The sequence below is a fragment of the Halalkalibacterium halodurans genome, from assembly GCF_004376175.1.
GTDB lineage: Bacteria > Bacillota > Bacilli > Bacillales > Bacillaceae_D > Halalkalibacterium > Halalkalibacterium halodurans.
Window position 1 is genome coordinate 34,138 of sequence record NZ_SNUY01000019.1, and the last position, 23,559, is coordinate 57,696.

General features: G+C 44.4%; 22 protein-coding genes and 1 other annotated feature. Of the genes, 13 read left to right on the forward strand and 9 right to left on the reverse strand.

The annotated features are described in order from the left end of the window. Positions 1 to 23: 23 nt before the first annotated feature. The 3 genes from sat (at position 24) to cysC (ending at position 2,990) form a co-directional block, all read left to right on the forward strand. Entirely contained in the window at positions 24 to 1,169 is a 1,146-nt protein-coding gene (sat, locus tag E2L07_RS08270; RefSeq protein WP_053431452.1) for a sulfate adenylyltransferase, read from the forward strand. Between the two features lie 19 nt (positions 1,170 to 1,188). Then, complete coding sequence (locus E2L07_RS08275) at positions 1,189 to 2,265, forward strand: inorganic phosphate transporter (protein ID WP_134229331.1); 1,077 nt, start codon at positions 1,189 to 1,191, stop codon at positions 2,263 to 2,265. A gap of 116 nt (positions 2,266 to 2,381) precedes the next feature. Then, on the forward strand, positions 2,382 to 2,990 hold the full coding sequence (cysC, locus tag E2L07_RS08280) for an adenylyl-sulfate kinase (protein ID WP_053431451.1): 609 nt from the start codon (positions 2,382 to 2,384) through the stop codon (positions 2,988 to 2,990). 140 nt (positions 2,991 to 3,130) lie between these two features. On the opposite strand, the gene E2L07_RS08285 is transcribed toward cysC, so the two are convergent. The 4 genes from E2L07_RS08285 to E2L07_RS08300 form a co-directional block, all read right to left on the reverse strand. Then, a complete protein-coding gene (locus E2L07_RS08285; protein ID WP_134229332.1) occupies positions 3,131 to 4,897 on the reverse strand; it encodes a S8 family peptidase in 1,767 nt (588 codons plus the stop codon). Between the two features lie 6 nt (positions 4,898 to 4,903). After that, positions 4,904 to 5,725 carry a divergent polysaccharide deacetylase family protein gene (locus tag E2L07_RS08290; protein ID WP_134229333.1) on the reverse strand — a complete coding sequence of 274 codons (822 nt, stop codon included), beginning with the start codon at positions 5,723 to 5,725 and terminating at the stop codon, positions 4,904 to 4,906. Between the two features lie 4 nt (positions 5,726 to 5,729). Continuing rightward, positions 5,730 to 6,626, reverse strand: coding sequence for an NAD(P)/FAD-dependent oxidoreductase (locus E2L07_RS08295; RefSeq protein WP_134229334.1), 897 nt, complete (start codon positions 6,624 to 6,626; stop codon positions 5,730 to 5,732). 267 nt (positions 6,627 to 6,893) lie between these two features. Continuing rightward, positions 6,894 to 7,196: a MerR family transcriptional regulator gene (locus E2L07_RS08300; RefSeq protein ID WP_010897659.1), complete on the reverse strand. Its 303-nt coding sequence runs from the start codon at positions 7,194 to 7,196 to the stop codon at positions 6,894 to 6,896. Between the two features lie 275 nt (positions 7,197 to 7,471). On the opposite strand from E2L07_RS08300, the gene cobA reads away from it, so the two are divergent. From cobA to E2L07_RS08330, 6 genes are all read left to right on the forward strand, one after another. After that, on the forward strand, positions 7,472 to 8,929 hold the full coding sequence (gene cobA / locus E2L07_RS08305) for a uroporphyrinogen-III C-methyltransferase (protein ID WP_134229335.1): 1,458 nt from the start codon (positions 7,472 to 7,474) through the stop codon (positions 8,927 to 8,929). A gap of 11 nt (positions 8,930 to 8,940) precedes the next feature. Continuing rightward, entirely contained in the window at positions 8,941 to 9,780 is an 840-nt protein-coding gene (locus E2L07_RS08310) for a sirohydrochlorin chelatase (RefSeq protein WP_134229336.1), read from the forward strand. After that, positions 9,777 to 10,418 carry a precorrin-2 dehydrogenase/sirohydrochlorin ferrochelatase family protein gene (locus E2L07_RS08315; RefSeq protein WP_134229337.1) on the forward strand — a complete coding sequence of 214 codons (642 nt, stop codon included), beginning with the start codon at positions 9,777 to 9,779 and terminating at the stop codon, positions 10,416 to 10,418. The genes E2L07_RS08310 and E2L07_RS08315 overlap by 4 nt, the downstream gene beginning before the upstream one ends. 15 nt (positions 10,419 to 10,433) lie before the next feature. Further along, positions 10,434 to 10,961, forward strand: a complete 528-nt coding sequence (locus tag E2L07_RS08320; protein ID WP_134229338.1) for a GNAT family N-acetyltransferase — start codon at positions 10,434 to 10,436, stop codon at positions 10,959 to 10,961. A 115-nt stretch (positions 10,962 to 11,076) separates the two neighbouring features. Continuing rightward, the gene (locus E2L07_RS08325) at positions 11,077 to 11,688 is read left to right on the forward strand and encodes a hypothetical protein (RefSeq protein ID WP_134229339.1); all 612 of its coding nucleotides are present in this window, start codon (positions 11,077 to 11,079) and stop codon (positions 11,686 to 11,688) included. A 263-nt stretch (positions 11,689 to 11,951) separates the two neighbouring features. Next, on the forward strand, positions 11,952 to 13,322 hold the full coding sequence (locus E2L07_RS08330; protein WP_053431442.1) for an aspartate kinase: 1,371 nt from the start codon (positions 11,952 to 11,954) through the stop codon (positions 13,320 to 13,322). Positions 13,323 to 13,364: 42 nt separating this feature from the next. On the opposite strand, the gene E2L07_RS08335 is transcribed toward E2L07_RS08330, so the two are convergent. After that, positions 13,365 to 14,183 (reverse strand): ion transporter, encoded by an 819-nt coding sequence (locus E2L07_RS08335; RefSeq protein WP_166740047.1) that lies wholly within the window; start codon positions 14,181 to 14,183, stop codon positions 13,365 to 13,367. Between the two features lie 494 nt (positions 14,184 to 14,677). On the opposite strand from E2L07_RS08335, the gene E2L07_RS08340 reads away from it, so the two are divergent. After that, on the forward strand, positions 14,678 to 14,902 hold the full coding sequence (locus E2L07_RS08340; protein ID WP_134229341.1) for a hypothetical protein: 225 nt from the start codon (positions 14,678 to 14,680) through the stop codon (positions 14,900 to 14,902). 46 nt (positions 14,903 to 14,948) lie between these two features. Here the strand turns inward: E2L07_RS08340 and proC are convergent, their stop codons facing one another. From proC to proB, 3 genes are read right to left on the reverse strand one after another with little or no spacing between them, the layout of a single operon-like run. After that, on the reverse strand, positions 14,949 to 15,788 hold the full coding sequence (proC, locus tag E2L07_RS08345) for a pyrroline-5-carboxylate reductase (protein WP_010897668.1): 840 nt from the start codon (positions 15,786 to 15,788) through the stop codon (positions 14,949 to 14,951). Positions 15,789 to 15,799: 11 nt separating this feature from the next. Continuing rightward, a complete protein-coding gene (locus tag E2L07_RS08350; RefSeq protein ID WP_134229342.1) occupies positions 15,800 to 17,050 on the reverse strand; it encodes a glutamate-5-semialdehyde dehydrogenase in 1,251 nt (416 codons plus the stop codon). Continuing rightward, positions 17,047 to 18,171, reverse strand: a complete 1,125-nt coding sequence (gene proB / locus E2L07_RS08355) for a glutamate 5-kinase (RefSeq protein ID WP_053431440.1) — start codon at positions 18,169 to 18,171, stop codon at positions 17,047 to 17,049. The genes E2L07_RS08350 and proB overlap by 4 nt, the downstream gene beginning before the upstream one ends. Positions 18,172 to 18,218: 47 nt before the next feature. Further along, positions 18,219 to 18,425: a binding site (T-box leader), on the reverse strand. 223 nt (positions 18,426 to 18,648) lie between these two features. On the opposite strand from proB, the gene E2L07_RS08360 reads away from it, so the two are divergent. Next, complete coding sequence (locus tag E2L07_RS08360) at positions 18,649 to 19,428, forward strand: SDR family NAD(P)-dependent oxidoreductase (RefSeq protein WP_053431439.1); 780 nt, start codon at positions 18,649 to 18,651, stop codon at positions 19,426 to 19,428. Here E2L07_RS08360 and E2L07_RS21730 read toward each other — a convergent pair. Next, entirely contained in the window at positions 19,361 to 19,621 is a 261-nt protein-coding gene (locus E2L07_RS21730) for a YqzH family protein (protein WP_010897672.1), read from the reverse strand. The genes E2L07_RS08360 and E2L07_RS21730 overlap by 68 nt on opposite strands. A gap of 185 nt (positions 19,622 to 19,806) precedes the next feature. Here E2L07_RS21730 and asnB point away from each other — a divergent pair, with 185 nt between their 5' ends. Further along, a complete protein-coding gene (asnB, locus tag E2L07_RS08370) occupies positions 19,807 to 21,654 on the forward strand; it encodes an asparagine synthase (glutamine-hydrolyzing) (protein WP_134229343.1) in 1,848 nt (615 codons plus the stop codon). Positions 21,655 to 21,841: 187 nt separating this feature from the next. After that, positions 21,842 to 23,344, forward strand: a complete 1,503-nt coding sequence (locus E2L07_RS08375; protein WP_053431437.1) for a methyl-accepting chemotaxis protein — start codon at positions 21,842 to 21,844, stop codon at positions 23,342 to 23,344. The last annotated feature ends 215 nt before the right edge of the window (positions 23,345 to 23,559 follow it).

A 23,559-nucleotide genomic window follows, 5' to 3' on the forward strand; every position in this document is an offset into this window, starting at 1 on the left:
GTAAAAAGTGGAGGGGAATCATCATGTCATTAAGTCAACCACATGGAGGAACGTTGGTCCAACGTTTTCATCCAGAAGCAAATGTAGAAAGTGTAGAAAAATCAATTGAGCTCGATGCCTTTTCATTGTCCGATTTGGAACTAATTGGAATAGGGGCGTTCAGCCCTTTGACAGGTTTTCTTACAGAGAAAGATTACAGATCAGTTGTTGAATCGATGCGACTTGAAAATGGGACGGTCTGGAGCATTCCAATTGCATTGCCTGTGACAGAAGAAAAAGCTGCCACCTTGTCCGTTGGGGATGTCGTCAAGCTTGATCATCAAGGCGAAACCTACGGCCTATTAACTATCGAGGATATTTACCAACCAGATAAAGAAGTGGAGGCTGAAAATGTTTACCGGACGACCGACCTTGCCCACCCTGGGGTGAAGAAGTTATTTGATCGTCCAAACGTCTATATTGGTGGTCCAATTACGTTAACGAAACGGGTGGAGCGGACGAAATTCTCAAGTTACTATCTTGATCCAAAGGAAACGAGAGCCGTTTTTGCAGAAAAAGGCTGGAAACGTGTGGTCGGGTTCCAGACGAGAAACCCCGTGCACCGTGCCCACGAATATATTCAAAAAACAGCCCTTGAAATTGTGGACGGTCTTTTCTTAAACCCTCTTGTCGGGGAAACAAAAGCGGACGATATACCAGCTGATGTTCGAATGGAAAGCTACGAAGTATTGTTAGAAAAATATTATCCGCAAGACCGTGTATTTTTAGCGGTATTCCCTGCAGCGATGCGCTATGCTGGACCAAGGGAAGCGGTCTTCCACGCTCTTGTTCGCAAAAACTATGGCTGCACCCACTTTATTGTAGGGCGTGACCATGCAGGAGTAGGCGATTATTACGGAACGTATGACGCGCAGCTTATTTTCCATCATTTCACAAGAGAAGAACTAGGCATTACACCGCTCTTTTTCGAACATAGCTTTTACTGCAAGGCATGCGGAAACATGGCTTCTACAAAAACTTGTCCACATGGTAAAGAGCATCACGTCATTTTATCTGGGACGAAGGTTCGTGAAATGCTCGCAAACGGTGTGACACCACCGCCTGAATTTAGCCGCCCTGAGGTTGTGAACGTATTGATCAAAGGGATGCAAAAAAAAGTAGAAGTTTAAGATGAGAGGATGAGTACGAATGCTGACTGTTGTAGCATTTGCCATTGCCTTCTTCTTCGCCATGAACATCGGGGCAAGTGGTACAGCCGCTGCCATGGGACCTGCTTACGGGAGCGGCGCCATAAAACGAAAAGTCGTTGCCATGCTACTCGTCGGCATTTGCGCCTTTATCGGTGCCCTCTCAGGAGGAGAAGTGGTAAAAACGATTGGTAGCGGCATTATTCCTAGCGACATCGTCCAAATTGAAACGGTCATTGTCATGCTAGGTGCCGCTTGCTTAAGCTTGTTTATTGCGAATATATTAGGTATTCCCCTATCCACAAGTGAGGTTGTCGTTGGAGCGATTGTCGGGGTCGGTATTGCCTATCAATCTCTTTATTTTGAGAAATTACTCATCATCGTTTCCTTTTGGGTGATCGTGCCGATTGTAGCTTTCGCCCTCTCCCTTGTGTCAGGCTTTTTAATTAAACGCGCCGAAAAAAAGTGGCCGTTTTTAAGAGGAAAGGGGAAATGGCGGAAGTGGCTTGTCATCCTTCTCATCCTTAGCGGTTGTATGGAAGCGTTCGCCGCTGGAATGAACAATGTCGCAAATGCGGTCGGTCCTCTCGTAGGAGCAGGTTTGATTGGGATTGAGCTTGCTGTTGTTGTAGGTGGCGCCTTCGTCGCTCTCGGAGCATTGCTTTTAGGTGGAAGGGTACTCGAAACGAACGGAAAAAAGATTACCCGCTTATCATTGCTTCAAGGAAGCGCAGTATCGATCACAGGTGGGGGTCTTGTCATTATCGCTTCGATTTTCGGCTTGCCTGTCCCATTAACACAAGTAACGACCTCAGCCATTGTCGGGGTCGGTACGGCGGATAATGGCTTTAAGCTCTGGCAGAAAAACATCATTAAACAAATTATAAAAGTTTGGATTGTTTCGCCCATCTTTTCTCTCGTGCTTTCGTACGGATTTGTCCTCTTATTTTTGCAGGCAGATCTATATACATTTTTCGTCATTGTTAGTGTGTTTATTGCTACCGTTGGTACGTTTAGCTTGATTCATACAGTTCGCCAAGAGAAGCGTACGACTCACGATCAAGGTGGCGGCATCTGAAAGGGTTAGGAAATGAATAAGGTGAAAGAGGGCTAACAGCGACAGCTTACCATTGTTTAACTTTAAAACATAGTAAACAGATATGAATTTGAAGAAAATAAAGGAGTGGAGAAATAATGGGAACGTCCAATCAGCCGCACATTGTGTGGCATGAAGCGAGTGTGTCTAAAGAAGAACGGCAAAAGCGAAATCGTCTAAAAAGTTGTGTTGTTTGGTTCACTGGTCTTTCTGGTTCGGGGAAATCCACGCTTGCCAATGCCTTAGATCGAAAGCTTTTTGAAGAAGGGATTCATAGTTATGTATTAGACGGGGATAACATTCGTCACGGTTTGAATGCGGGACTAGGCTTTAGTGAAGAGGATCGGAAGGAGAACATTCGCCGGATTGGAGAAGTGGCTAAATTGTTCGTGGACGCAGGAGTTGTCACATCAACCGCCTTCATTTCACCATTTCGCGAAGATCGTGACAAAGTTCGAGGGATTTTAGATGATGGAGAATTCATTGAGGTGTATGTGCGCTGTCCGCTCGAAACTTGTGAAAAACGTGATCCGAAAGGGCTCTATAAGAAAGCTAGAAGTGGTGCTATTCCGGAATTTACTGGTATCAGCTCACCGTATGAAGAGCCAGTCAATCCAGAACTGATCATTGATACGGATCAGTTAACGGTCGAGGAAGCGGTTGAGAAAATATATGCCTATCTACATGCACAAGAAAGTGGAAAATAACGCTTAAGTAGGGATATAAGGATTATGCTCTTAGCATAGCTTTACATTGCCCGAAAATAACGCATGAAAGAAGAAATGGGTTTATGATTATGTATCAAAAGAAGAGGAAGAAGCCTCTTCTTTTTGATTTGGTCGACGTGTTATGAGGTACGAATGGCTTTTAACGCGGCCTCGATGTCGATTTCACCATGTCCGTAGTACACATCGTGTCCTTTTGGACCGAGATCCTTCGCGGTCTCCTTCATAATGTCCATCACCTCTTGGTTGCTAAGATCGGGCCGTAAGCTGCGGATTAGCCCAGCAAGACCTGCAGCGTGGGGAGAAGCCATAGAGGTCCCAGACATGACGGTATACTGGTTGTCAGGGAAGAGACTAGGGATGTGCTCCCCTGGTGCTGTGACATCGATATGCTTTCCGAAGTTTGAAAAGAATGCTCGGTTCCTCGTATCATCGACAGCAGCCACGGTTAGAACTTCTTCGTAGATTGCTGGATAAAGGGGGTCTTCCACATTGTCATTTCCTGAGGCTGCAATTAAGACGACATCGTGATCATAGGCATATTTGACGGCGTCACGCAATGCATCAGAATGATAATAGTCCCCCAAGCTCATATTGATGACCTTCGCTCCATGATCTGTTGCCCAATAGATCCCCTTTGCTACTTCAAATGAACTTCCTTCCCCGTTATCATTCAGTACTTTCACTGGTAAGATTTCGCTTTTCCATGAAATGCCTGCAATCCCCGTAACGTTGTTCGTCACAGCCGCGGCTACCCCTGCGACGTGAGTACCGTGTCCGTGCTTATCCGCAAAGTTATCATTTCCTTCTACAGCATTGTATCCATTGACAATTTTATCTTTAATGTCAGGATGATTCGGGTCTACCCCTGTATCGAGAATCGCGATTTTTACGTTTTCTCCGCTAGCCAGTGACCAGCCTTCTTCAATGTCTATTTGCTGTAAATTCCATTGATATTCTTTAAAAAACTCATCGTTCGGAGTGACTGGAGTCTGTATTTGCTTTGTGAAGCGATAGTTAGGCTCTGCAAAGTCCAAGTCATAATCACGTGACAATGCCTCTACTATTTCAACTGTCGTTTGATTTGGTGACTCAATGACGAAGAATGGAGGTGCTTCCTCTACTACTCGATAAGGATTGGTGGCGAACCATGCAGCTGGGTCACGGTTTGGTTTAAACCGGATAACGGCCTGATGCTCATGGTAGGCGGGACCTTCCTCTTCTTGTCCTTCAGATTGGACGTGAATATCCCAGCCAAGTTCCGGCACAGTTTCTGATGTAAGCTGTGTCGCCCGTTCATCTTGGTCTTGCCAACTCACATCGGGGTTGTCACCACCGATGAAAAAATTTCCATTCGTATCAGCGACAGCGGCAATATCCTTGACATACTTTTTCACAAACTCAAGGTTCAATTCACCGATCAATAGGCGGCCGTCGTCTGTTGTTTCACCGATGAGCATATAGGTGCTGTCATCCACATTGTAAGGGTCCGAGTAACGTTGATTGTGATGCACATGGGTAAGAGCTTTAACATCATCACGGTGAAGGGTACCGACTTTCTGTGTAATCTTGTTCGCTTCAGCGATGGCAAATCCTTGCATGTGAGGGTGCTCGTCAATTTGTTGCCGGAACTCATCCTTTATCGTCGGATCTTCTTCTAATTGCTCGGACCACCTCTGCAATTGTTCCGCCATTTGCTTAATAAACATCGACGTCGTGAGGGATAAATCTTCTGCTAGAAGATGATCCATCGCTTCTGTTTCTAACGTTTTTGGGATCTCCTTCGTTTGAATGAGTGCTTGATCTTGGTCCCTCACATGGCCAATTGCTACGATAAACAAAAGAGCGAGGACGCCGATGACGATCACGAGAGTTTTCATTGTCTTCATGTTCATTCACTCCTTTGCTTGAAAAGGTTGTTGCCAAAACTTGTTGTGGTCTTCTTCAATAGGGCTTGGCAGTAGTTGAGAGACGGGGACGAGTTGAATCGACTCTGCTTGAAATTCGTCCAACATGGAACGGATTCCAGCATACGTCTCATCCCCACGTACCCCCACATGACCAATCCCGATTGGCTCGGAACCTTGTTTTGCTTTTTTTGCGAGCTTACGCATGTTTTTTATAACTTCTTTTCTAGATGAGTGAGTATTGTCTAAAAAGATGCTCCTCGTCGCATAAGGAACCTCTAGCTCCTCTGCCAATTGAGGAATAAGGGAGTGAGGGCTTGTGCCACTATCGATAATGAATGCATTTTTTTCCTTTACCACTTCGAGAATGGCTCGCATGATTTTTTCGTTTTCAACGATTTTCGACCCCATGTGATTGTTTAAGCCAACTGCGTAGGGGATATCATCAAAGGCTTTCCTCACGCGACTCTTCACTTCTCCCACGGATAAATTACTTGTGATTCCACTTGGCCCAAGCCACGAGATTTTGCCTTTTTTCGGCTCAAGAGGCATATGAACAATTACTTCCAGTCCGGCTGCTTGGGCTATTTCTGCTTGTTTTGTTGAGTGTTCAAGAAAGGGCATAACCGCTACGGTAACTGGAATCTCTCCTGTTAAAAAATCATCAACACCCTTTACATCCCCGCCAAAATCATCAATAATGATGGCTGCTCGTTTCATCGCGCCTTTATTTGAATCATCTGGACTTGCCAAACCAAGACAGAGGAGGGAGGCTGAAAGAAGGAAAATAAGCTTAAAATACGTTTGCATTCCATCACGTCCTTTCGTGCAGTAGGCTTTTATGTATCCAAATGGCTGCTTGAGCTCCATCCCCCATGGCGATGGAGAGTAGCTGCGAATGGACTGTTACATCGCCTACTGCCCAAACGTGCTTAACATTCGTTTCTTTCGTTCGTGGGTTGACGACAATATGGTGGTTTTCGAGCCTTTCGACACCAAGCTGTTTTGCTAAGTCGGATTCAACCTTTGCCCCGCCCATGGCTAGAAAAGCTTTCGGTGCTGAATGAACGGTCCCATCTTGTAACATAACCCCTTGAAATGTCTCTTCATCATGTAAGATCGTCTCAACCTTTTCATGAACAACCAAGATGTTTTTGCTCGCTAGCTTTTGTTCGACTTCAGGAGAAAGAGGCTGCTGTTCATGGTTAATATACATCAAATTGGGCTTCCAATACGTCAGTGCTAAAGAGAGGTTTGCTCCTGCCTGACCGGAACCAATGACGATCGTATCTTGACCTCTCACTTCATAACCGTCACAATCAGGACAAAGAAAAACGTGCTTGCCGAGCATAGGATATAAAGAAGGAAAAGGTGGAATACGATCACTAATGCCAGTGGCTAATAACAATCGCTTCGCTTCAAAGGTCGTACTTTCTGTCTCGATAACAAAATGCTCAGCTTGCCTGCGAACCGAATGAACAGAACTGTCGATGAATTCAACGCCTAGTGAAGTCGCTTGTTTTCTCCCTGCTTCACGTATCGCTTGGCCACTGATGCCGTCAGGCCACCCAAGAAGATTATGGTATCTACGGCAAAGAGAGGAGCGACCACCGCCATTATCAATTATCGCCACATGGTGTTCGTATCGACCGAGTTGGATGGCTGCCTGTAACCCTGCGATACCACCGCCAACTATGACACACTCATACATCGTATCCCTACTTTCGCAAGTGTGGTAAGTGCTGTTAGTTTGTCTCGTGGGCAGGGAAGTATGCTTATCCTTTTTGAAATAGGAAAGCCGTACAGTTACCCACTAAAAACGTAGCAACCAACTACGATGAAGTGAATCAAGGTGAGCATGTCCACTGATGATCACTAATCGTAAGTGAAAACTTACTTTACTGCCAAGCATAATGCGAAAGCGATCTAACGATGTATAAGGGCAAAAAATAGCCTTAGTGCCGATGTGGCACTAAGACTATTTGCGAAGGTTGAACGCTGCGTTAAGCTGTCCTCGCAACATGCGATCCCGAACTTCTTTTTTTCGCAACTGCTTTTGCTCCATTTTTCGTATTTCAAATGTTTGCATACCGTCTTCCATTTTGTTCGCAATGTCTATTAAACGTTCGACATCTAAAAAAGAGTATTTGCGCGTACCTCCGGGCGTTCGCTCAGGAAACACAAGTTTGCGCTCCTCGTAGTAACGAATTTTCCGTTCAGTCAACCCGGTTAACTCACTCACCATCCCAATTGTAATCACTTTTTTATCTTTATAAGACACGTGATTCAACCCCTCATTAGCGTCTTGTTCAAAATGTTCTGACCTTTGTTGATTTTTACTATAGCATAAGTGGAACAAGAGGAACAGAGGGTATGTTAGATTTTCTTACAAATAAATTGGAACGCACATGTCGGTCGTGTAAGATATAATTAATAGCCCTTGGACATAAACGGAATGAAAAAGGGGAAGATGAAAAAAGATTTTTATGATAGGATATTGTTTATAAAACAGATATAAAAACTCGGAAATAACTTTGATGGGTGGGAGAAATCGCGATGAACAAACAAGGAAAAGTTTACTTAGTAGGAGCGGGACCTGGTGATCTTCGCCTTATGACATTAAAAGGAAAAGATTGTTTACAAAAGGCCGATGTCGTACTGTATGACCGTTTAGTGAATCCGCTCTTTTTAGAGTGGACAAAACCCGAAGCGGAATTGATCTATTGCGGAAAACTACCAGACCGCCATTTGCTTAGGCAGGAAGCGATTAATGAACTGTTAATTGAAAAGGGACGCCAAGGAAAAGTCGTCGTTCGCTTAAAAGGGGGAGACCCGAGCGTATTCGGACGAGTTGGAGAGGAAGCAGATGTGCTAAAAGAAGCAGGTTTGCCGTATGAGATCGTTCCTGGGATAACCGCAGGAATTGGCGCTTCTACCTATGCTGGAGTTCCCGTGACTCATCGGGATTATGGGGCTTCCTTTACGGTTGTAACCGGCCACGATAAATCGCCATCTGGACAACCGCTCATCGATTGGCATGCATTAGCTAACGGTATTGATACGATCGCTTTTTACATGGGGGTAAGCAACCTTCCGTACATCACGGAACAGCTTATCGCCCACGGAAGGGATCTAGAAACGTGTGTTCTATTAATCCAATGGGGAACGATCGGGAAGCAACGTGTCGTCGAAGGACGTTTAAATACAATTGTTTCAAGGGTAAAGGAGGAAGGTATCACAAACCCGGCCATTACTCTAGTCGGTAATATCGGAAAATTACGAACAGAGAAAAGTTGGTTTGAGTCGCAGCGTCTTTTTGGCCATCAAGTGTTGATCGGGAGGACGACTGCAGAGGAAGGCGGGCTAGCGAAAACTCTTATGGAGGCAGGAGCCGAAGTGTTCGAATTTCCACGTTGGCATGTAACATCGAAACCATGGGGAGTAACCCCTAATGAGGTGCAAGAGGCGGATCACCTCGTTTTCACTTCACCCCATAGTGTCCACTTTTTCTTTGAAAGCTTAACTGAACAAAGCATTGACATTCGGCACATTCGCGGCTCCTTTTTTGCAGCCTCAAAAAAATCGCTTAAAATCATTCGTTCTTTTGCCTGTACTGCGGCCCTCTTGCAAGAGTTGCCTGCTGGAGGGAAAACGATCATTTTCGGTGATGAAGAAAATGAAATGAAGCGAAAATACTCGTTCGAAGGGGCAAGCTATGTCTCGACACATCAAAAGGCATTGGTCCCTCAATCGCTTCGAACCTGTAGGCGGTTGCTTGATGAAGGACGAATTGAAACGCTTGTGTTTCCGAGTGCCGCTTCTGTCAATGCCGTAATAGACGGGCTAGAGCAATGCGGGGAATCCGTTGGGACGTTATCGCAAGCTAAAACGGTTATTACGTTCGGACCGGAGTCCTCAAAAGCGGCGAAAGAAGCAGGATTTCAAGTGGACATTCAATTAGAAGCTCCTTCTGCTCAATTGCTAATTGAAACGTTGGAAGCGGTAAGAGTATAGGGGGTGTTTCAGTGAAAGGAATTGTTTATATCGGTCATGGAAGCCGAGTAGAGGAGGGCAATGAGCAACTGCGCGCATTTGTGAAAAAAGCGATTGAGCGCAAAAGGGATATTCCGATTCAAACCATTGGTTTTATTGAGCTAGCTGAGCCATCGATTGAAGAGGCGATCGATGAATGTGTAGCAATGGGCGCTACCGATATCGCGATCGTTCCCGTTCTCCTTTTAGCAGCTGGTCATGCAAAGGTGGATATTCCACAAGAAATTGAACGAGCAGAAAAGAAGTATCCTGAAGTGACATTTTCATATGGCCGGCCATTCGGTGTGGAGACCGTCATTGTCGATGTGTTTAAGCAGCGACTTGAAGCAGTAGGTTTAAAACATGTGAACGGTCTCCCTACCTATGATGATCGAGAAGAAGCGACGATCCTCCTCGTAGGACGGGGAAGTAGTGATCCAGATGCGAATAGCGATTTAGTTAAGATTTCTCGCCTTTTATGGGAGTACGTTCCCGTCATGGAGGTAGAAGTTTGTTTTTTAGCGGCAACCCGTCCGTCTTTAGATGAAGGACTAGAAAAAGTAATCCGTTTAGCAGGTAAAAAGGTGTATCTTTTGCCGTACCTGCTCTTTTCAGGTGTTCTCATGAACAGTCTGCAAGCGAAAGTGAATGAATTAAATGAAACATTATTAGATAAAGAATTTTTGCTATGTCATTACCTTGGCTTTGATGATCAGCTTGTTGATATACTTGTAGAGCGCGTGGATGAAGTGTTGGAACATAAAATAAGCGGGAATCCCGATCTATATCTCAATCGTCTATCGGAGCAAGCGATTGGAGTCGAAGGTTTGTGACGCTCCCTGTTATGCTTAACGTGCAAAATCGATCGGTTGTTTGTGTTGGTGGAGGAGAAGTTGCAGCAAGGAAAGTAAGATCTTTTGTCAAGGAAGGGGCACATATGACCGTCGTGTCCCCCTCATTGCACGAGCAGCTTCGGCCCTATGCAGATAATGGTCAGATCGTCTGGAAGAAGAAAGAGTTTCAACCCTTTGACTTATCTGATGCTTGGTTCGTGCTTGCTTGTACGAATGATCGCGCGCTAAACGAGCAAGTCGCTATCTTGGCGAATAAAAACAAACAGTTGTGTTATGTGGCAGATGACCCTCAGGGCAGTGATGTGACGTTTCCTGTCGTCAAGCATAAAGGAGCGATAACGGTTGCCTTATCTACTGGAGGGGCCAGTCCAACGCTTGCGAGAACACTTCTTGAGGAGATCGTATCTCATATGCCGGATGATATGGACGAGATTTTAGTATTTTTAGCGGAAGCTCGTGTAAAAGTGAAACAAAGAATTGCGGATGAGTCGGTACGTAGAGAGCTATTAAAGAAATTGGCTACCCCGGCTGTTTACCACCAATCAGATCGGTACGTTTGGCTTGAGGAGCAGATTAAAACCTATACAGACACATTCGGTGGAAACGACAAACAATGAAGTGAAAGGAATCTTATTCGAGTGCGATTGCGAACAGCGGAAGCAGAAGCGGACTATAAGCGTTTATTCGAATTAATGTATGTAGCAGCGGACCAACAATGGCGTGAATACAACGGCCCCTATTTTCCGTTTGAAGAGGAAACGTACGAGACATTTTACGAATCAAAGAAAAAAGCTTTTGCTGAAGGACGATTAAAGCTGATCGACGTTAAAGGTGCCATTATCGGAACGGTCAATTATTATTGGGAGTATCAGCCGACACGTTGGCTCGAAGCTGGTATCGTGATCTATGACTCTACGTTTTGGAATGGAGGCTACGGCACGGAAGCCTTCAAACAATGGATCACAGAGTTGTTTGCTAACGATCCGGAAATCGCGCGAGTTGGCTTTACGACATGGTCAGGGAATCCAGGAATGATGAAGATCGGTGAAAAGCTCGGGATGATGTTAGAGGCTCGGTTGCGAAAGGTAAGATACCATCGAGGAACATATTATGATCAAATTCGTTACGGCGTGTTAAGGGAAGAATGGAAAAGTAGATGAACGCCTCTAAAAACTTGGCATACGTTCCACGTGCTATAATGAAAGAAAAAAATGGTATCGATGTGAAAATGATGAAATCACAGGGTGGGTCCGTTTCTGTTTTGAGGAGGTGAACATGAAAACAAAGCTTAGGGGAATCATATTGCTTATTAGTTTGTGTCTCATTTGTGTTGGATGTAGCACTAGTATGGCTTCCGATCAAATGACAGTCAAGCGACTAGAGCCGAAAACCAATTTAGAAGAACGATTGCTGTCGGCTATAGGGAGTCCGCCTTTGTTTGAAATTGATCACTTACCGGTAGAAAAAACAGTTGAGTTTGGAGTTGAATTCTATGAAAACGGGGAAATGGTTGGCGACGCTGAAGCAATTGGCTTGTTGACCGATGGAACAGAAGAGGAAGTGATCGACTCGCTCCAGCTTTTGTTTCAGTTAAATGAGAGTGGGGAAGAACACTACTCTTCGAAAGTGGTTGCTTTTGACGAGGTCGGTGGGACTTATACAGGTTATGGAGGTAACACGAACATTTCACTTGATGGAAGATGGCTCAGTGGCTATATCGTCGAGGAAAAGGTGCCGCTTGAAAAAGGAAACAAACAATATTTAGGCTACATTGCTCAAAATGATAGTGATACGATTTCAACCCTGTCAATTGATGAGGAAGTGAAGCTAGAAGACGAAGTAGGAAGATACGATCGTATACTACTTTATTACGTTCTGATCGAGTAATAAATGAGGAGGATGACCGAGTCATTCGTACAATATGAGGCGAATTTGCTGAATGCCCACCGTCAGTAATGGAGAGAGGCTAGTATCCGCGAACAATGGAAATAAGCGGTGCTAGCCAATTTTGCATTGACGAGTGGGCTATGTTAGTTTTAGAATGTTCTAAAATGTTGAAAAAAATCGTCTTCAAAAGGTGTTGATGAACTGCAAATGTCACTCCATTTGAACGGCAGAAAAAGAGAAATCGATAGGAGATGGAGAGTAGCATGAAAGTAACGAAGTTTGGTGGAACATCCGTTGCGAGTGCAGAGCAAATTCGCAAGGTGGCTACGATTGTAGCAGATGATGTGGAGCGTAAAATTGTCGTCGTTTCAGCTCCTGGGAAGCGGCATTCAAGCGATACAAAGGTGACGGATTTGTTAATTCGTTTAGGAGAAACGTACTTAGAAAAGGGATATGCGAATGAGGAGCTAGAGGCGGTTTTACGACGGTATGAAGAAATTGCTAAAGGGTTGGAGCTCGGCCAAGAGATCATTGATCAAATTGCGAACGATTTACACACAAGGCTAACCTTTAACCAAAGCAACCCCGGTGCATTTATGGATCAACTCAAGGCAAGCGGGGAGGACAACAACGCGAAGTTAATTGCTGCCTATTTGCAAACCAAAGGAATGAATGCAGTCTATGTAAGCCCAAAGGAGGCCGGCCTGTTGGTCAGTGATGAACCTGGAAACGCCCAAGTGTTACCTGAGGCGTATGACCATTTAAAAAAGCTTCGTGAACGTGACGAAATGATCGTATTCCCAGGTTTTTTTGGTTTTTCTCCAGACGGAGCTCTCGTCACATTTCCGCGAGGAGGCTCGGACATTACTGGAGCGATTTTGGCCGCTGGGGTGAAAGCGGAACTGTATGAGAATTTTACAGACGTGGATTCCGTGTTTGCTGCGAACCCAAATGTCGTTGAAAGTCCGGCGCAAATTCGGCGCATGACTTATAGAGAAATGCGGGAGCTTTCCTATGCGGGCTTTTCCGTCTTTCATGATGAAGCGTTAATTCCAGCATTTCGGCAAAAGATTCCCGTTTGTGTGAAAAACACGAACAATCCTAGCTCACTAGGAACAATGATTCTAGCAGAGCGAGAGTACTTTTTAAATCCTGTCATCGGGATTGCGGCAGATAAAGGGTTTGCGACTATTTATGTTCGCAAATATTTAATGAACCGTGAAATAGGGTTCGGGCGTCGGCTGTTGCAAATTATTGAAGATGAAGGCCTTTCATATGAGCATATCCCGTCAGGAATTGATGATGCCTCGGTCATTCTTCGGCAGGAGCAACTGACGGATGAAATCGAGCATCGGATATTAGCACGAATAAAAGAGGAGCTTTGTGTCGACGATGTGTTTGTTGAAAAGGATTTTGCTATGGTGATGATCGTTGGTGAAGGAATGCATAACACTGTCGGCATTTCAGCACGAGCCACGGCTGCGCTTGCTAGAGCTCATGTCAACATTGAAATGATTAACCAAGGATCGTCTGAGGTTAGTTTAGTGCTTGGCATACACGAGAAAGACGCCGATGCGGCCGTCCGTGAATTGTATGAAGAATTTTTCGGTGGTGCCGAGGAAACGGTTCAATAAAAGGAAGCTCTGTCGATCAAAGACAGAGCTTCTTTTGTATCATCATTTCAATTGTTTAAGCAAGCTTTTTAGCTCGGCTACGTCTTTTCTTAAGGCTGAGATTTCTTGTTTTAACCCATCGGCTTCACCATCTTCCTCATTGTCCGTTAACTCTGCTTTTTCAACGTTATTGACGATTACACCGATAAACAAGTTAAAGATGATAAACGTACCGATTAAGACAAAGCTGACAAAATAAAGCCAAGACCACGGAACTTCGGCAAAAATTGGTCGCATGACGCCGCTCGCCCATGACTCTAGCGTGACCACTTGGAACAATGTTAACAAACTAAGCTGTAAATTACCGAAATATTCAGGCGACACATGCTGAAATAACATCGTCCCGATAACGGCAAAAATATAGAAGAAAATGCTCATCAAGATTAAGATGTTTCCTAACGCCGGGATCGTCATCACCAACGCATCAACTAACCTGCGCAACGATGGAACAACTGAGATGGCCCGTAGTACCCTGAGAACCCGTAAAATACGGAGAACCGTCACAAATTGAGCACCTGCAAATATATGACCTGCGGCTACAATTAAGAAATCAAACCAATTCCATGAACTTCGAAAAAAAGCTGATTTCGGATTCGAAGCTAAAAAGCGCATCGCAATTTCAATCGTGAAGATCCAGAGAAGAACAAGATCTATTCGATAGAATAACCATTTATGATCAGCATAAATACGTGGATAGGTTTCGATTCCAACGATAAGGGCATTAAAAAGAATTAACGCGATCACCGTAAACGTAAACGCCCGATGATTCACGATTTTTTGCATTTTACTAGTGAAGCTGTTCTGTTTCTGTCTAGCTTCCATTTTCAATGATCCACTCCTTTAATCTACTTGCACTCGTTCTATTTTACTAGAATTTAAGAAAACAGAAAAGGTTCGGATCTCCTCTGTTTCAATAAATATTTATTCTTAACGTTCCATACTCTAGCAAAGGTGAGGGGTACGCATGACTAAAGGGGAGCTGAGCTACAGATTTCATTAAAATAGTTAGAATTTGGTGAGGGCGAACAAGTGAACATAGCTAGACTCGGGCAATTTAATTAGCCCAATCCGCTGGGGATCAAATAACTTATATTCAGGTGGATCGTTATGCTTTCCCTTGATCGTTTTTCAACTTACACAGATGGACTTGATCTAGAAATCGATCGTGCCAAATCATGATTAATTCAAATAAAAAGTGAGGCCGTATAGAGGGATAGACATGGATTCGAATGGACTTCAAGGAAAACAAACGTACGTTCTTGAAATCGAATGTACGTTCGTGTATACTGGAGTTAAAGAGAACGAGGTGAGAAGACATGGAAAAGTTACTCAGACGAAGTGTGCAAGAACAATTAATTCTCGCTGCGATTTATCAATCTTGCTCTGGTGAATTTACGCAGCGAAACCTATTGGTAAAGTCATTTAACGATACCCATGTGGTGGCATATTGTTTCTTGCGTAAGCAAACGCGTATGTTCAAACGGGATCATTTTTTATCGGTTCAGCCGGATCATTCAAACGTTTCTCGTCCTGCTTGGTAAACAAAAAGAACCACCTGTTGGTCGATGGTTCATTTATAATGAAGATCTACTTTTTAATTTCCAATGAAGGGGTGGAACCGAGTTCACGTGAACGATTTATGGCTGCAGTGATAGCTTCTTCGATTGCTTGCTGCATTTGCTGCTGTTCGAGAACGCGAAGACCTGCCTCTGTGGTCCCCCCTGGGCTCATCACTTCCTTATATAATTCCTCTGCCGTTTTCGATGTTTGCTCAAGTCGTTTGCCAGTCCCAATAAGCGTCTGGGAGATGAAGGCTTTCGCTTCGCTTTCTGTAAGCCCAGATTGTACCGCCGCTCGCTCCATTGCTTCTACCATGTAATAAAAGTAGGCGGGACCGCTACCGGCAAGTCCCGTGACAGCGTCAAGTTTATCCTCCGTTACTTCTGTCACTGTACCGATGGCCGTAAATATAAGGGTCGCTAGCTTTACATGAGAGGCGTTAGCATACCGGCCACCGCACAATCCTGTGGCGGATGCCCCGACTTTTGCTGATGTATTTGGCATCGTTCGGACAACAGGTACCTCATGTGCAAGCAACGTTTCGATGTAGGAGGTCGTTGTGCCCGCGAGTACGGAAATAAACAGCTGTTTCTCTGTTATTTCGCCGCGAATTTCTTCAATCGCCTCTTCAATGTTTTTTGGCTTCATCGCTAGAAATATGATCGTTCCTTGGCGTACAGCTTCTTGGCGATTTTGCGTGGTGCAAATCCCATAACGATCTTCGAGTTTTGTTAGCTTTGCTTCATCACATAGGTTTGTGGCGATCACTTGGGAAGGGAGAAGGAGCTTTTTAGACAAAAGCCCGGCAATGATGGACTCGGCCATAGAACCAGCCCCTAAAAAGGTGATCTTATGATCTTGTAGCATCGTTCATTCACCTACTTTTTGATTTGTCCTGTACCATGCACCACATATTTGCTTGATGTCAGGGCGCGTAAACCCATTGGCCCACGAGCATGTAGCTTTTGTGTACTGATGCCGATTTCTGCTCCAAACCCAAATTCAAAGCCATCGGTAAAACGGGTGGAGGCGTTATGATAGACTGTTGTAGCATCGACATTGGTTAAAAACTTACGTACGTTGGCATCCGTTTCACTTACGATGGCTTCCGAATGCTTTGAACCGTAGCGATCAATGTGAGCGATGGCTTCATCCACAGAGTTGACGATTTTCATTGCCACCTGCAAGTCTAAATATTCAGTTCTCCAATCGGACTCATCTGCCGGTTTTACGAATGGCGCGACGGCTTTTATTTGTTCATCTCCTGCAATTTGTACTTCTTTTATACGCAACTCTTCTATTAATTTGCTTACATGTTCCTTTGCCCATGCGCTGTGTACTAAAATTGTTTCTGCTGCATTGCAGACAGAAGGGCGCTGTGTTTTCGCGTTGACTGCAATCGCAACTGCCATTTCTGGGTCAGCAGATTCGTCGATATACACATGACAGTTTCCAACCCCTGTTTCTAATACAGGGACCGAGGCTTCTTTTACAACTGACTGAATTAAATTTGCCCCACCACGTGGAATGAGAACATCCAAATAGTCATTTAGCTTAAACATCTCTTTCGCTGTTTCCCGGGACGTGTCTTCTAAAAGTTGAACGGCGTCCTTTGGAATCACATTTGCAGCTTCCAGTCCGCGATGAATGACAGAGACGAGCGCTTTGTTGGAATGGAGTGCAGAAGAACTACCGCGCAGAAGGACAGCGTTCCCCGATTTTAAGCAAAGAACGGAGGCATCCACTGTGACATTAGGACGGGCTTCGTAAATCATCCCAATGACCCCGAGTGGGACACGTACCTGCCGAATGTTCAAGCCATTTGGACGAGTAAACTCATCGATTTGTTCCCCGATTGGATCATCTAACGCGATCACTTGCTCTACACCTTCCGCCATTGCTTGAACCCGTTCATCCGTTAGTAATAAACGGTCGAGTAACGTTTGACTGATTCCCGCACGTTGACCAGCTTCGATATCTTTTTGATTTTCTTCGATTAAGTATGTGCGTTCTACCAAAAGCTGATCTGCAATTTGTTTTAGCGCACGGTTTTTTTCTTCAGTTGTCAATATAGCCAATTGTTTACTCGCTTGTTGGGCCTGTTTTGCTTTTTCAATCAATTCACTCATGATTCATTCAACTCCTTTTCTTGTATGACTAATTGGTCACGATGGACCACCTCATCCCGCACGAGTGGGATCAACTGTTTGGCTTCATCACTTTTTCTTCCTTGAACTTTTCGTAGCTGCTCAGAAGAAAGCGTGACTTGGCCTTTCGCAATGACTTTGTTTTGTTCATTCCATATGTGGACCACATCTCCCGCTTGAAACGTCCCGTGCACGGAGGTAACACCCGCTGGAAGTAAACTCTTTCCTTCATTCATTATCGCCCGTTCAGCCCCTTGATCGATCCGAACTACGCCACTTACGGGGGAGTGAAGACGAATCCATTGCTTTGTCTTTCCTTCCATTAAATCGCCCGTATTACCTACATACGTGCCATCTCCCTTGCCTGAGAGGATGTCAAGTAATGCATGTTCTCCGCTCGCTTTTCCGATAAACACGTCTACTCCAAGCGATAGCGCCGTTTGTGCTGCTGCTACCTTTGACTTCATCCCCCCAGTCCCAACGTTCGATCCTGCTTCTCCACCCATTTGCAACATTTCATCAGGAATCGTCGGGAGGTATTGATAGCGTTTTGCATTCGGATGCGTTTTAGGGTTAGCGTCATATAGCCCATTGACATCTGTCAAAATGCAAAGGGTGTGGGCATGGATCAATCCGCTCACAAGGGCAGAAAGCATATCATTGTCACCAAACGTGAGCTCGGCAATCGAAGTGGAGTCATTTTCATTAATGATTGGCAGAGCCCTACGCTTTAATAGCTCCATTAAGGCGGAATAGGCGTTTGTATACTGCGTTTGATTTTGAAAATCTTTTCGGGTCAAGAGAAGCTGGGCAGCAATAATTCCGTGTTGATGAAAACGTTCCATATAATGCTGCATAAGCAACGCCTGCCCGACGGCCGCTGCCGCCTGTTTACCGGCCATGGTCGTTGGTCGAACAGGGTATCCGAGCCGAGAAAAGCCCGCCGCTACTGCCCCAGAAGAAATGAGGATCACTTCATGCCCAGCTTTACGCAGGTTAACGATGGCACGAACATAGCCTTCTAGTTTCTCTAAATCAAGCGCTCCTTGTTTCGTCGTAAGCGAACTACTTCCAATTTTGATTACGATCCGTTGTCTTTTCATGCCACTTCCCCCAGTTTTCATTCGATCACAAAAAACCTCCGTCCCTAAAAAAGGACGGAGGTTGGATATCCGCGGTACCACCTTTTGTTGGCATAATTGCCCACTCTACTCTCATAACGCGAGACACGTCCAGCTTTTCACTGGTAGCTCAAGGGTAGGTTCAGCACATTCAGAGGCAACGGTCCTTTCAGCCTGTGGGTCCCGCTCTCTGACTGCATGAATGGATGCTTACTAATCCCTCTCATTGCCTGCAATTTTTAATTGTGCTTATTATAAAACGGGGGAATCCTGTAGTCAAGGGGCTATCAGATAATTCAAATAAAATGGGTCGTCCCCATGAACTTTCGTCAACAAATGGAGAAATGATCAGCCAAAAGAACGAAATGATTTTCAATTTGTTCTGAAAACGTTTTATAAGATTCACAAGACGTTCAATTTTCGTTATGATATAGGGACTGCCATATGGAGGAGAGAAGCATGAGAAAGAAAACAATCTTTATTACGGGTGCTTCCAGTGGACTAGGACGACAGCTTGCCATTGACTTTTCGTGGGAAGAGACGGTGTTATGTTTGTTTGCCCGTTCTCAAGAACGTTTAGAAAATGTCCAGCGAATTGTTGTCGAAAACGGAGGCGAAGCCCATATTTATCCCGTAGATTTGGCTGATCCACAGTCGATAGATCGCTCGTTTGCAGAAGCCATCAGCGCCGTTGGTGTGGTTGATGTACTAATAAATAACGCCGGTTACGGTGTGTTTGAACCTTTCTGTGATAGTCAGATGGATGAGAATGAACGGATGTTTCGTGTCAATGTATTCGGCTTGATGCGAGCAACAGCCGCTGTCTTACCGACGATGCGTGAACAAGGAAGCGGTCATATTATTAACATTGCGTCCCAAGCTGGAAAGATTGCTACAGCCAAATCAGCTATTTACTCTGCAACAAAGCATGCCGTTTTAGGATTTACAAACAGCCTGAGAATGGAGTTAAAAGGGACAGGGATTCATGTCTCAGCTGTGAATCCAGGACCGATCCAAACGCCATTTTTTGATCAAGCAGACAAGGAAGGCGGATATACTTCTAAAGTTCAGCGAATCATGCTCGATCCAGAAGATGTATCAGAAAAAATTGTGCAATTAACGAAAAAGCCAAAGCGCGAATTAAACCTACCTTGGTGGATGAACATTGGAGCTACTGCTTATCAGGTTGCGCCCCGTCTATTGGAGCTTTTAGCAGGGAAGCAATTTCGTCAAAAGTAAGGGTTCCTGTAAAGATGGAATAGCAACAATCATAAATAATAGTATGGAGATCTTCATCCGATTGTTCTTTGTATTGCTGGCATACATAATCGGTGAGGATCTTTTGTTCGTTTGCACTCAAAGGCATCGTTTCAGATGGTGAAAAGGTTTCCAACACACGTTTAATCTTTTTATCGATAAAGATTTGTTCCATAATCGTCTCCACTTCCCATTTAAGCCATTGGTCTATTCATTATAGCAAAACGTACCCTCGTTAGGTCTTTATTACATTTAAGAAAAAATGATCAACACATTTGGGTGGATCGCTGAATAAAATACGGTGTGAAAACTTTACGATCATGATGTGATTGAAACGACCCAAAGGGGCTGATTAGACAGATGTGTGGAATTACAGGCTGGGTAGATTGGCGACGCAACTTGCAAAATGAGACGGAAACGATCAAACAGATGGCGGAAACGCAAACACATCGAGGGCCCGATGATTTGAACGTTTGGACAGAGAAGCATGCTGCCTTAGGTCACTCGCGGCTCATTGTCGTTGATCCGGAAGGCGGTTGTCAGCCGATGATGAGGGAGAGGAATGGCAAACGCTATACGATCGTGTATAACGGCGAATTATACAATACAGAAGATTTACGGAAAGAGCTTATAGTAAAAGGTTACCAGTTTCAAGGCCATTCGGATACGGAAGTATTACTCGTGTCTTATATCGAATGGGGTTACCAATGTGTGGAGAAGTTCAATGGCATTTTTGCGTTTGCGATTTGGAATGATAAAGATCAGAGCTTGTTTATGGCCCGCGACCGATTAGGGGTAAAGCCGCTATTTTATACTGTTCGCCATGGATTTTTACTTTTTGCAACTGAGATAAAAGCGCTGCTTGCTCATCCTGAAATCGAGCCGGTTCTTACCGAAGAAGGGCTATCGGAAGTGCTCGGGCTTGGGCCATCACGTTCACCGGGTAATGGCGTTTTTGATGATATTCAAGAGTTGCGACCAGCTCATCTTTTGACATACGATCGCAATGGGGCAAAAGTGAGCCGTTATTGGAGATTAAAATCAATGGCTCATTCTGAAGATGCGATGGAAACGGCCGCCCATCTTCGCGACTTATTAGAAGATACTGTTGAACGTCAGCTATTTGCAGATGTTCCAGTTGGAATGTTTCTTTCGGGTGGAGTCGATTCGAGTGCTTTAACGGCAATTGCGGCGCTGATTTACGAGCGAGAAGGGAAGGGCCCGATTCGGACGTACTCGATTGATTATGACGAAAATGATAAGTATTTTAAAGCGAATGACTTTCAACCGAATGCCGATGGACCTTGGGTTGAAAAAGTTTCAACTACTTTTCGAACGAACCACCACAATGCTGTCATCTCGATCGAGGAGTTGGCTAATCAATTAAAGCGAGCGGTAGAGCTTCGTGACTTACCTGGAATGGCCGATGTAGACTCTTCATTGTATTGGTTTTGTAAGCAAATCAAAAAAGATGTTACCGTTGGCTTATCGGGTGAATGTGCTGACGAAATTTTTGGTGGGTATCCTTGGTTCCATAAGCCAGAGGTCATGAATTTTAATGGGTTTCCTTGGATGAGATCAGCGGATGAACGTCAGGAGCTTCTTCATGAACGATGGCGCCAAAAGTTAAATTTGCCCAAATACGTTCATGATCGTTATAAAGAAACGATTGCCGAAACGCCTCGCTTCGAAGAGGACACACCGGAAGAAGCGCGACGCAGGGAAATTTCGTATTTGAACATGGTCTGGTTTATGACAACGCTTCTTGATCGGAAGGATCGAATGAGCATGGGAGCGAGCTTAGAAGTGCGAGTTCCATTTTCTGACCATCGAATTGTAGAATACGCTTGGAACATTCCGTGGGAAATTAAACAATTTGGAGGGAGAGAGAAGGGCATTTTACGAAAAGCGTTGGAAGGCATCCTCCCAGATGAAGTGTTATACCGGAAAAAAAGTCCTTATCCGAAAACGCACCATCCAAAATACACGAAAATGGTCCAGCAAGAGATGGAACGAATTCTCGGTCAAAGCGATAGCCCCCTCTTTGATGTAGTGAACCGGAAAAAGTTAAAAGAGTTAGCCGAAACTGGTGGCAAGGCATTAACGACACCTTATTTTGGGCAGCTTATGACAGGCCCGCAGTTCCTTGCCCACTTCATCCAAATGGAGCATTGGCTTAAGCATTACAATATCAAATTAATTGGTTAACGATTGTGCCCCCTCGTTTGTTGAAAAACGAGGGGCTTTTGCTGCGTTTTGGTAGTTCTTTAGTTGTATTAGGAGGAACAGACGAATACATACTTTAGTTTTATTAATAGATTGGTTTGACTAAGATTGTGTGGTATAATTTGCTCATACAAAAATGAATAGTTATTCATTTAGTGGGGGGATAATATTGGATCAGCATGTAGAGGTTGTCATGGAGCGCAATCGTTTACTCGTAAAATTAATATGGTTTATGTTCGCGTTAGGGTTAGTGAGCAATTTTGTCAGCCGAGTGCCTCAAGAAGGAATAATTGCATATGTCATTACAGGGGTGGTACTTGGACTGGCCATCACATTCTTAACCTTTAGCGGAAAAGTTCCTCTGTTTATTCCGTATATGGTCACCGTTTGTTATGGTATTTTAACATTTGTGATTGGAATGACTTCTCCAAAACTATCAAATTACTTACTCGTTTTTATTAGTTTAGCGATCGTCGCTCTTTATCACCAGTTTCGTGTCATTGCTTTATCTGGTGTTATCGGACTTTTATTAACAAATTATTTTTTCTTTACGTTACGTGATTCTATGTTTGTCGGTTTAGATGAACAAGTGCTATTTTCGTTAAATTTATACGTTCTTTTATTGACGGTCATTTTAATGGCACAGGCGAAGATTGGGGAGCAAATGAGAGCGAAAGTGGAAGCCGATCATGCCCTTGTTGTGGAGGAAAAAAAGAGAACTGAGCAACTTCTTGATCGTGTCGCAGAGACATCTCATGTCATCGAAACATTCTCAGAAAAAGTATTGAGTGAAATGGAGAAAACGAAAGATGTATCCCAAGAGCTTGTCGGTGCCTTTAACGAAGTATCGCAGGGAGTGGAACAGCAATCGGGCAGCATCACGGAAATGAAGGAGACGATGCTGAAGCAAGACCAAGCGGTTAGCCAAATGGCCGAAGTATCTGAATCAACGAAAAAGCTGGCGAAGCAGGGAAAAGAAAAAAGTGAAGAAAGTTATACAAACATGCTTGGATGGTCTAAAGAGGTCACAGAGCTTCAAGCGACCGTCGACGAAACGTTAACGACGATTCTAGGCTTGAGCAAAAAATCTCAGCAAATTACGTCGATTGTCGAGACCGTTAATCAAATTGCTGAACAAACGAATTTACTCGCATTGAATGCAGCGATTGAAGCAGCACGTGCGGGAGAGCAAGGAAAGGGTTTTTCCGTTGTTGCCGAAGAAGTACGCAAACTAGCGCAAGATTCCCAAGCAGCGACTCAACAAGTGAATGCTATCCTAGGCGATATTCAAAAAATGACGGGAGCGATCTCGGAAAAAATGATGAACAGTAAAACCGTAACGGACAAAGGGGTCGAACGGGCGACAGGAATGCTTGAAAGCCTAACGATTTCCGAGCAAATGATGTCGTCCATTGCTTCGGATTGCGAGCTTCTTGATGATCGTCTATCTTTATTGAGTAAGTCTCAAATGAGCTTGACGGAGGAGATCGTCTCTGTTCAATCGGTGACACAGCAATCTCAAGCGATGGTGGAAGAAGTATTTGCTAGTGTGGAGCAGCAAAATCAAGCGATTCAAAATGTGACGAAGCAGCTTGAGGAGCTCAATCAATTGAACGGGCGATTAGTTGCCTCTCTTTCGCAAACGGAAAACATATCTCCTGATGAAAAATGATTTTACAAAAAGTTAACCTTTCGCCAGCTTAGCTTTCCGCTGTATAGTAAAAAGAGACAAGCCGGTTTTGAATTTTTTCAGGTAGTGCCAAAAGTTCTATGAAAAACTAGCACGGTTCATACTACCTACCATTTATTAGGTGGAAATGCCACGCTATCGCTCTTGACAAACACACCAATGGTTTATTCAGAGGTCAATCAAGGGCGAAGGGAACA